Genomic DNA, 10,110 nt, shown 5'->3' with positions numbered 1-10,110 from the left:
AACTCATTTAAATCACTTTGCTATTAAGTACAAATTGATTCTTAGAGCGAACCAGATTGCTTGGCAGGAGCTTAAAAATATGGCAGCTTAAAATTGACCGTGCGTAACATGAGTTATTAAGTGATCGATACTCCTTACCAGGTTATGCACTTGGCTTAGCTAATTCTTGTGCTAAGTTGGGAAATTTAATCGGTTTAGTACTCGGCGGAATTTTGATGAATTGGTTATCTTATCCCATGTTGTTTATGGTTCTTGCAGGCCTTTATGGCTTATTTAGCTTCACCTTAGTTTATTTTCATTGGATTTCGTTGAAGCAGTCTTCATTATTTACTGACTATTCTGAGGTGAGATCATGACCAAAAAAACAGTGCTCTTAATATTATGCACTTGGTTTTTAGGGAACTTAGATATTCACTTTTTTTCTCCCGCCTTGCCCCAAATAGCTGAGTTTTTTTCCGTTAAATCCAATACCGCTCAACTTACAATGAGCATTTTCTTATTAGGCAAAGCCTTAAGTATGCTGTTATGGGGTATACTTTCTGAACGTTACGGTAGAAAACCCATTTTTAGTTTCGGTCTCGTTCTTTATCTTATTACTAATGCTCTAGCTGCGTTTAGCCCCTCCATTACTCTTTTATTATTATGTCGTTTTTTCCAGGGTTTAGCGGTTGGCGCTACCTTATTGATGGGTAGAGCAATGATTAATGATTGTCACAATGAGCAAAAGGCCACGCAATATTTTGCCTGGCTATTTACTTTTGCTGGTGTGTTTATTTGTTTCTTATCCTTTTGTGGAGGCCTCATTAATAGTCAATGGAATTGGCAAGTTGCTTCTCTAATTATTGCGGCTTATGCCTTAATGCTCGTTCCCTTAAGTTTTGGATTAAAAGAAACACAGAGAACTTATTATAATGATTTTAGCTTTAAGAACACGGTAATAACTGTTTTTCAACATCCTCTCTTCATCGGTTATCTAGGTATTTCTGCCTTAATGATGGCTGGTGAATCAGCATTTAACACTTCGGCTTCATTTATTTTAATTAAAGGCGAACAATGGACGACTACTCAGTATGGTGGCGCCAAAACAACGATGGCGATCATGCATTTATTGGGAAGTGCTTGTTGTGGTTTTTTAATTAAACATTATTCAAGTAGACAGCTTACTGCTTTTGGAGTGTACTTTTTTGCATGCTCATCAGTATTAATGGGGATTTTTAATCTATGTTCTGATTCTATTCTATTAACTTTCATTCTTCCTATGGCTATTTATTATTTTGGTACCGGATTTATTGTTGCAAGTGCGTGCTCCGTAGTAGTTCGCCCTTTTCCCAAACAAATGGCACTAGCTCTGGCTTTAACCCTCTTTTGTCAATTTAGCTGCTCTGCGTTGTTTAGCTTTATTAGCTCCGTGGCCGACATTAAAGAACCGTCCTCTTTTATGCGTTTATTGGGTGTACTTAGTATTTTTAGTTTAATTACTTTAAATCACCTGCGAATTAACGAGCAGAAAGTATGCACGACTAAACTCATGGGATAATATAATAAACAGGCAAAAAAAAATTAGACCGCCTTAATTTAAAACAGATTCAAGCTAGGGCTGCTGGGTCAAGCCCAACAACAAATAGGTAAAATAAGCAGCCTATTAAATTTTTTTAACAAAGGCTGATTTTAATTTCATAGGACCAATCCCATCAATTTTACAATCAATATCGTGATCACCTGAAACTAGGCGGATATTTTTGACTTTTGTACCTACTTTAACTACCAGTGATGAGCCTTTTACTTTTAAATCTTTGATGACTGTAACGGCATCACCATCTTGTAAAATAGTGCCATGAGCATCTTTAAAAATGGGCTCGGACGCTTCAGAGCCTTCATTAGTATTTTTAGGCCATTCATAACTGCATTCAGGACAAATGATCATCATATTGTCTTCATAAGTATATTCAGAACCGCATTTAGAGCATGAAGGTAAGTGGTGCAATTTTTATCTCACAAAATAATAAAATTATATTATATCATGAGTCCCTGGACGCAAATGACATTTAATTTACATCGCAGCCCTTAATACAGTTTCAGCATCACTTATCACACTAGCCTCAAGTGCCTCAGGGCCAACTCTTCCCGGTAAGGTATTAATTTGTTCTATTTTTTGCACCATTAATTTCAATGCAGTAAATTCACCTAGCAAAGCAGAAGGCATATCAAGTGTTTGCGGCTCTAGAAGTTTAATCTGTCCACGCAACTCCTGAAGAGCTTTGTCTAGTTTTTCAAATTGAACACTTGCTACTGGATTAGTTTTATTGATTTCTAAGAGGGGATGTGCGGAAATTCTTAGCGCTAATTTATCAGCCAACATTTTACTTATTCTGATTGAATTTACTAAACCATAATAGGGGTCTGTTTTAAAAAAGCTAACTGCATAAGTTCCCCAATCATTGTGTGATTTTACGTTTGTTTTATTCAGATCTATCAAATGGGCGCTGATACTATCAAGTGCTTTTGCTAATTCATTTAATGTATCATCAAACTCGAGATATTTTGTTTCCTTTAATTTAGCAAGTTTTGCTTTCACATCACTCACTGTCGTAGCATTCATTATTTTATTTGCAACATCCTTTGGATAAAATTGCTCAATGGTTTGATTAGGTACAACGCAAATACTACCTAGTTCCGCTGAACTCATTTTAAGCATGGCTTTAAAAAATTGCACCCGCAAAGGATAGGCCATCGTATTTAAAAGATTGAGGGTGGTGGCGGGCAAATGGGGATTATCATTTAGCCAGCTGGCCCATTGTTGTGCTGGGACCTTACTCCATAAAGCAAGGAACACAGCCTCATTTTTTTCTAATAGGAACTCACAAAACTCGTCTGCGGTTAATTTTCCTTCACTAGTTAATTTTTCAAAAAAATCCAGACGATCACCAAGTTCGAGATGTTTTAAAATTTGCGACCAATGCAGAGCATGTTCTAATTCACCATACCATTGAATCCACATTTCGTGACTTACATTATCCCAACATTGACTGACTAACAAAGGATTCGAGTTATTAATCATTAATAAGAGCGCGGAGAAATGATGGGCATCAGCACAGTAAGCTTGAAGAAAACGGTTAAACTGCTCTTTTTGTAAGGGTTTGGGTAAAGACTCTAAAATACTTTCTTGAAATAATAAACTATCAGTACTGTTGGTATTAAAAGGAAAAAACGGTGCAGTTTGCTTAAATATTTTTTCATTACCGTCAAGCATAAGCTCAACAATACTGGGAACATCATCTAAAAAGGTAATTTCCTCGGTTGTCATCGCCTCAATTAGAAGAGGAAGATCTCGTTTTGGATCAAAAGATGGGGTTTCTATAATTAACTGCTGTAAACCCTTTGCGCTGTTAAAATAAGCCAAGGAATCTTTATCGAGGACTTTAAAAAAATTAGACCGATAATCGTGGGGGGCCGACAAAAAATTCAATAAGCTGTCAAAACGAATGGGATCTTGCACGATTAGTCTGCGATCTGGCGCGGGTAATTTTAACCAAAATAATTCAATATTGGCATCAAAATAAGCCAATAGAGACTCTCTATACACGCTATAGTCTGCTTTAGCAGGTAAAATATCCATTAGTTCCCCAGGAATGTAGGCAACTGGTTCTTCTTTAATAACCTGGGTCAACCTATCGATGTAGGGATGTAATGGCGATTCACTTTTAATATTTAAATAACGCAGTAATTTATTAATCCAATTAACAATAAAAAATCCTGTTTCATATTCTTTTTTAACTAAATCCTTTGCAATAGTTTCCAGGAAGTTCTTATACTCTTCTTTGGTGTTTGGATGGTGGACATAAGCTTCAATTTTTTCTAAAGCCTCAATAATTACTTGAGCCTTTATGGGGAGGGATATCAAGATCCCAATCAATTGATTATGAACTTTAGCAATTACCCCACGTAGGACGTAACGGGTAATGGTTAATTGCCCTGCTTCATTTAGCTGATAACCTAGAGCGGATAATAATTTATTCCAATCCGCACTCCTTGGCAGCGGGTAGAGCTTGTTAAGTTCGGTGGCATGAAGCAAATAAGTAAAATGTTGCTTCCTAGAGATATAATTAAGGGTTTTAGGTAGTGAACTTTTGTTTTTTATTGAAACATCTTGTAAGAGTTTACTAGTTAATAAGGCGAAATCACTTCCCAATAGCTTGGCAATCTTTTGTTTCCCTAAATCTTTATCTAAGAGCTTAAGCCAAAGTTGGGCATTTGTACTTTTTATAAACTCTTTATGCTGGTCCTCACTCAAATCAGACCAAAGCTCGGCAAGCTCATCAAAACTGTTGATACAATTTACTTGTAAATCCTTATCATCACTTATCCAAGGAATAAGCTCTTGGCAATGACGAAACAAAACCATGCGGGTTTTTCTATCATTAGTTAAGGACAATAATTTTTTTAAGTCTTCTTTGGTCAACTGGTAATCATAAAACTCTGGGCATAAAAAGGCGTTAACCATTTCATAGTTATTAGTTTGCACCGCAAAGTATAACCCAGTTTGATCAACACTAGCATTTTTATTAAAGTGAAATCCTACCTTAGGACTTTTGAGATAAGCTATAAAACTCGCTTCTGTTTCAAAAGACAGATTTTCACTATTTGCTTTAATGAATAAAGGGGCAAACACGGACCATGCACAAGGATAAGCACTCGCAGCTTCAGCTTGAACATATCCAGAAAAAGGGTTACTCGGTAAATAAGATGACTTTTTATAAGCAATCAAAGAGGAGAATAATTGAGTAAATTGCTCGCGGTCTTTTGGCAATGCTTGTTCATCTTTTAATTGCGATTTTAATTGCCGCTCTGCAAATTCAATACTTAATCCCAGATCTTCCTTTAATGAACTACCTAAAAGCGTGCCAGGTTTTAATTCAACGGGTTTCCCAGGTGCAAGTCTTAGAGTTTTAAAATGGATAAACTCATGAAATAATTGTTTACTAATCGCCTCTTTTGATAAAAACATCATTATCTCCTTAAGATAAACTAGGCTTTTCAGGTGAGTCTAATGAAGTAAGTTCTGCCTCATTAGCTTCATCAAATAACTTACCTTGCCAAAGATCTGAGAAAAAGCCTGTATTAATCAAAGGCGATTTAGTTGGGCTTGTCCCCTCAGGCTTAAGTACCTTATTCAGTGAGGTGTAAAAATCCTCAGGATGATAAGTCATACCAAAAAAATTAAAAATACTATGGAATAAATTTAAGAACATACGCTTTATTGCTTTGAGCTCAAATTTAAAATGGCTATCATGAGACATCAGAATAGTATAAAAACTATCTTTTCTTGCCTCATCAGCAAGCTGTGCGATACGTTGCTCAATGGGTAGCTGGTCATTTTGCGCCAAGGTTTTGAGCCTATTTAACAAGGCTATTTTCGGCGTCAAAGTACCACTGGTTGGATCAGTATTTTCATAAATCGGTTTAAATTTTTCTTTTTGACAATAGAGCTGAAATCGTTCTATCTCTGCCAAAATACTATCAAGCTGAAGCAATTGTTGATATTGGGTTTGGCCAAATAAATGAAATTGCTTTTGTAGTTCGGTTGAAATTGCCTTCTCTATCTCTTTAACAGGGAGATTAGCCACCTTGGCAAAAATCTCCTCCTTTTGAGAAAGTAAGGCCTTTAATAAAATGTGTTTATATTCTTGCTCTAAGTACACTAATTGATTGGTCTTTTTACAAATCAATTCAATTTGCCCATTAATGGTGTACTTAATACAGTTATCTAAAGCAGCGCGCGATTCTACTTTAATAAAATGCTGTTTTGCATTAATCAGCGATTGTGCTTGCGCATTTAAATAAGCAGCTCTCATTTCTAGGCTATTAATATTACCTTTTTTAGCGGCATGGACATGAGTGGTTAAATACATCACATCTTTTAGCGAGTTGAAATGATAAACCTTATTATCCACCCTTACTTCTTTTAGTTGTTCACTAAAACACTCATCGCAAAACTTATCTAAATTTATTGATTTATCTTTTTGATTTAGAGAGATTTGATAATGACTGTGTTGTGCTTGTAGTACGGGGTAGATAGACCAGTAAAGTTTTTTAAACGCCTCTTTCTCTATAGGCGAAATAAGCTCTTTGGTATCAAGTTTAGCTTTTATGACCTTTAGAACTTTTAAAAATTCATCCAAGGAAAGCAAACTATTTTTTTCGCTGTCTAACATTTGCATCGTTTCAGTTTGCTTTTGGCGATTTATTTGTAATCGACTTTGAAAAGATGAAAGATCTTGTACTAGTTGTGCGGATTTTTGAAAACTAATCGACAAGGGCTCGATAAAACGGGTAAAAAACTTATCCAAAATAAGTTTGGTTGGTTGGGATATAAGTCCCACTCGTAAACCTAATTTCAGCTCTAAAGCATCCGTTTCCACTAATAAACTATATAAAACTGTTTGAATATCTTGCAGATGCGCAGTAGTTATTTCATTAGTGTCTTCACATAGCTTATCTATCTTACTCTTTAATTGGGGCAAGAATTTAAAAATCACATAAGGGCTTTTCAGCAATAAATAGAAATATTGCCCAGCCTGAAATTCATCACTTATTTGTTCGATATATTGAGCTACTTCCTTGGCATTTTTTTGAGCTAATTCTGCGTGATGAGATGTATAGGATTGGCCTGATGATAAATGCTCAAGATGCTCTGGTAGCACCATTAAAGATAAGACTGGATACCATAAACCACTGCTCTTTACCGCCTTAGGTTTTGCTGACTGTACTTGCTCAGAACTGACAAAATATAAAGGCTTTACCGTTTCCCAAACCGCCATTAAATTTTCATAGCTTGATTTTACGCTATCGAAAAGTACTTGACCTGTTGGCTCTTGCATTAATTCCATTAAAGTTTGATAAGCCTTGGCGAGCTCAAGAAAAGGTTTTATCTGATAAAGTCCTTCAATTAAAGGGCCCTTTAAAAAATAATGAGTGATGTCTTTTTTATGTATATCGCGATCTAAAGACTCAAGGTATTTAAAGTTGCTATTAATATAATGGACAACATTTAGCATCCGCTTAGCCCAAGAAACCTGGCTAGGTACAGTAAGTGCTTCCAAATCATCTTCCATTTCAGGAAAAGGAACAACAGCATGTGAATTAGCTTTGGCTGCAGATAATTTTAAGCTCGGATCAAATTGAGTCAGTAATTTAAGCAAAACATTTTTCATGTCTGTGGAAGCACGTGATAATTGTTGATGGCGAATCCACTTATCTTGCCGTTGAACAAGCTCACTTTTTAGGCTTAGCGGCTCATTATTAAAAAGAAGCGATTTTTTTTCTCTAATGCTTAAATGGGCAGTCTCAAACAGCATCCGCCGACTTTCAGAAGCACTTATTTCAATTGCAAATTGCCGTTTTAACTCATTCATCCGGGCATTCATAGAGTCCAAAACCACTACCAATTTCTTTGGTTTTTCTACATCATTTAATAGTTGGTTCAACAGGTCTACAAAAGAGTTATCTATCTCACTATCTGTAGTAGCAAGGGCATCGACCAAATAAGGCTGCAAAACCCTATAGCGCTCTAGTATTTGATTAACACTCTTGGGGTTCAACGACCAATCCGCGACGGATAACTGTTGAAGGAAAAGCTCAATTTCTTGCTGAATATGTCTTAGGGTTAAAACGCGGATAGAATGGTAATCATATAAATCTGCTCTACTCTCAACAGTTAAAGCACTTAAATTATCAACGAAGCGATATCCTTTCTTTAGAGGCGTATTAGCTTCTTTAGTAAGTATTTTATTATCAGCAAGCCAGTCTGGCTCATTAATATACAACAAAGAATGTTGTTTTTCAGAGTCTAGCGGGTATAACTTACCTTTAATTTGTTTAGGTAGTTCGGTTAAGTGACTATCAGCTAATTTTAAAAAACAACCGAAAGTAGCAAGCTCTTTGTCACATAACCCTTGCACCGACTTAGACATTAACCCTAACTCTTCTTCAGAAAGATTTAATGCGTCTGACGCACTAGCATCCTCAGTAAGGTATTTATCCAACAAGACACTTAGGCGAGGATTGTAATCTATAACATAGAGCTTAAATGAGTTATAAAGTGTATTTAAAATGAGTTTTTCTTCTTTTGTTTTAGCCTTAACAAACTGTTCAATAAAAAGCAACAAATCTTGTTTGGCCCTCATTGCTCTATCTAATTTAAGTTGACAATCGTTTTTTTGTTGCAAGGTATTTTGCAAACGTTTAGTTAAAAAGGAAGTATTATCTAACTGTAATAAATCAGGATATTTTTCCTTTAAATCAATAATATAATTCGCATGAAAGACTAAATGTTGGTATAAGCCATTAAGTCTTAACATTAAAGGCTTAGTTAAAACCCCCGGAGCAAGCCCAAGATAAAGCTCTAATTTATCAGATTCAGCGATAATTTTAGTACATAACTCTGTTTTCACTCGAGATAATTGATGCGCAACCATCTCCCCTAGCGCTTCATTTGTTCGGGTTATTTGTTGAAAAGTTCCTTGACTTAGAGTGACAATATCTTTGCGAATTGGAAATAAAGCGGCAGAGGCTTTTTGCCAGAAAAACAAACTATCAAAATTACTCAATTCAAAAAATAATTTAATCGCTGCGTTTTTATGGACCTCTTTATCGGCTTCACTAAGAGCTAACTCCTTCTCCGGTTGCCCCGCACCATAGGAATAGATTAGTTGAGTTACCTCATCTAAGTACCCCGGCAATAAACCTAGATGACTAGTCAGTACACTTAAGTTACGTGTCCCGGGCCGCGGTTTTAATTCATCAATGAATGAACCAAGAGGTTTACCAACTAAATCGCCTGCGGCTTTTGCTAGCACATCAATATTGCTTAATTTATTTTCCCATATCGCTTTAGCATCACCATTGGTCATTTTTTGCAGAAACACGATAAGGTCATCTAAACTTTTTAGCTCTGTTTCAAAAATTTGATAGGTCGGTAGGTCGACCTCTAAAAGTGAGGATTGGGCTTTGCGAACATAAGTAATAGTCTTCTCGATTTCATGGATAAAATGAAGCTCATCAGGTTCTAAATCCAAAGTAAAACTGAGGTAATTTCCAATGACTGAATCCTTCATTGCTAAGTACCAGGTTACTTTGGTTAAAAACTCAACTTGATTTTCGCCTTTATTATCAAGAAGAGCCTCAAATTTAAAACCAGTATCGGGATTTAAATCCAGAGAATTTACAAAGGTAATCACTTTTTCTGCATAAACAAAGGCATTAAGTATTTTTTTTATCTGAGAAACTAAAGCAGGATCCTCTGGCTTCATTTCATAAAGACCGTCGCGCCCCACCAGTAAATGTTTGCGTATTTCACTGTGTAAATCTGTTTCTAAATGAGTTAATAATTGCGTTCTAGTATCTTGGATAATCTTTAAGAAATTCTTTTCTTTAATAGATTTGCAAAACTTTGGAATATCCCGCAGGGTGAGAAAGATAGGCAGTAAATCGCTTTTAATATAAGATTCGGTCAGCAATTTATCAACATCAAGCTCTTTTAGATTAACACCATAATTGCCAATGTTTTTATTTAATAAATTATCAAGAAGCGGCTTAATCGTTTCGTATAAATCATCTAAATTGGTAGCATGATTGCTCGCCAGTAATACATCAACAATCGCTCGAAAATTCGGTTTTAGATCTTTTAGTACTTCGACTAATTCTTTACCTAAATCGGCGGTAAGCTGCGTAGAACCAGTAGCCCACATTCTAGTAAAAGTAAAAATTTTTGAGGGTTGATTTTTAATAAGCTTGTATATAAATTTTAAAATCGTATAGGTTGAAATGGAAGCGGTTTTGGTTGCTTTAGGATCTAGATCGAGTTTGTCTTTCAATTTGGATACCTTAAATAAAGTGATTCACAAAAATACTCTCCAGAACTAATGAATCGCATAACAAATTGGTTCAATAGGTTAACATAAGATAGTTTTAATGAACAATTATTTCTTATTGACTCATGTTACGCACATAAACTTGTAGTTTGACTAAAAAGCATTAGAATTCCGCCCTTAATTTTAGGGAGGGAATTAAATGGATATGCTTGATCTTTATAGTGATTATTTGATTTTCCAA

4 protein-coding genes are annotated in these 10,110 nt (G+C 35.6%); 1 reads left to right on the top strand and 3 read right to left on the bottom strand.

Annotated elements, in window-relative coordinates; genetic code table 11:
* The first annotated feature begins 352 nt into the window (after window positions 1-352).
* A complete protein-coding gene (locus ELY15_RS10740; RefSeq protein WP_127099853.1) occupies window positions 353-1,537 on the top strand; it encodes an MFS transporter in 1,185 nt (394 codons plus the stop codon).
* 105 nt (window positions 1,538-1,642) lie between these two features.
* Here ELY15_RS10740 and ELY15_RS10735 read toward each other — a convergent pair whose 3' ends face one another.
* The 3 genes from ELY15_RS10735 to ELY15_RS10725 all read right to left on the bottom strand — a co-directional run bounded on the left by ELY15_RS10735 (window position 1,643) and on the right by ELY15_RS10725 (window position 9,872).
* On the bottom strand, window positions 1,643-1,984 hold the full coding sequence (locus tag ELY15_RS10735) for a zinc ribbon domain-containing protein YjdM (RefSeq protein ID WP_127099851.1): 342 nt from the start codon (window positions 1,982-1,984) through the stop codon (window positions 1,643-1,645).
* A gap of 66 nt (window positions 1,985-2,050) precedes the next feature.
* Window positions 2,051-5,008: a hypothetical protein gene (locus tag ELY15_RS10730; RefSeq protein ID WP_148111239.1), complete on the bottom strand. Its 2,958-nt coding sequence runs from the start codon at window positions 5,006-5,008 to the stop codon at window positions 2,051-2,053.
* 7 nt (window positions 5,009-5,015) lie between these two features.
* Window positions 5,016-9,872, bottom strand: a complete 4,857-nt coding sequence (locus tag ELY15_RS10725) for a hypothetical protein (protein WP_127099848.1) — start codon at window positions 9,870-9,872, stop codon at window positions 5,016-5,018.
* Window positions 9,873-10,110 lie beyond the last annotated feature (238 nt).

The organism is Legionella sp. km772 (assembly GCF_003989735.1).
Taxonomy (GTDB): Bacteria; Pseudomonadota; Gammaproteobacteria; order Legionellales; family Legionellaceae; genus Legionella.
This window is presented reverse-complemented; position numbering and strand designations above follow the sequence as displayed.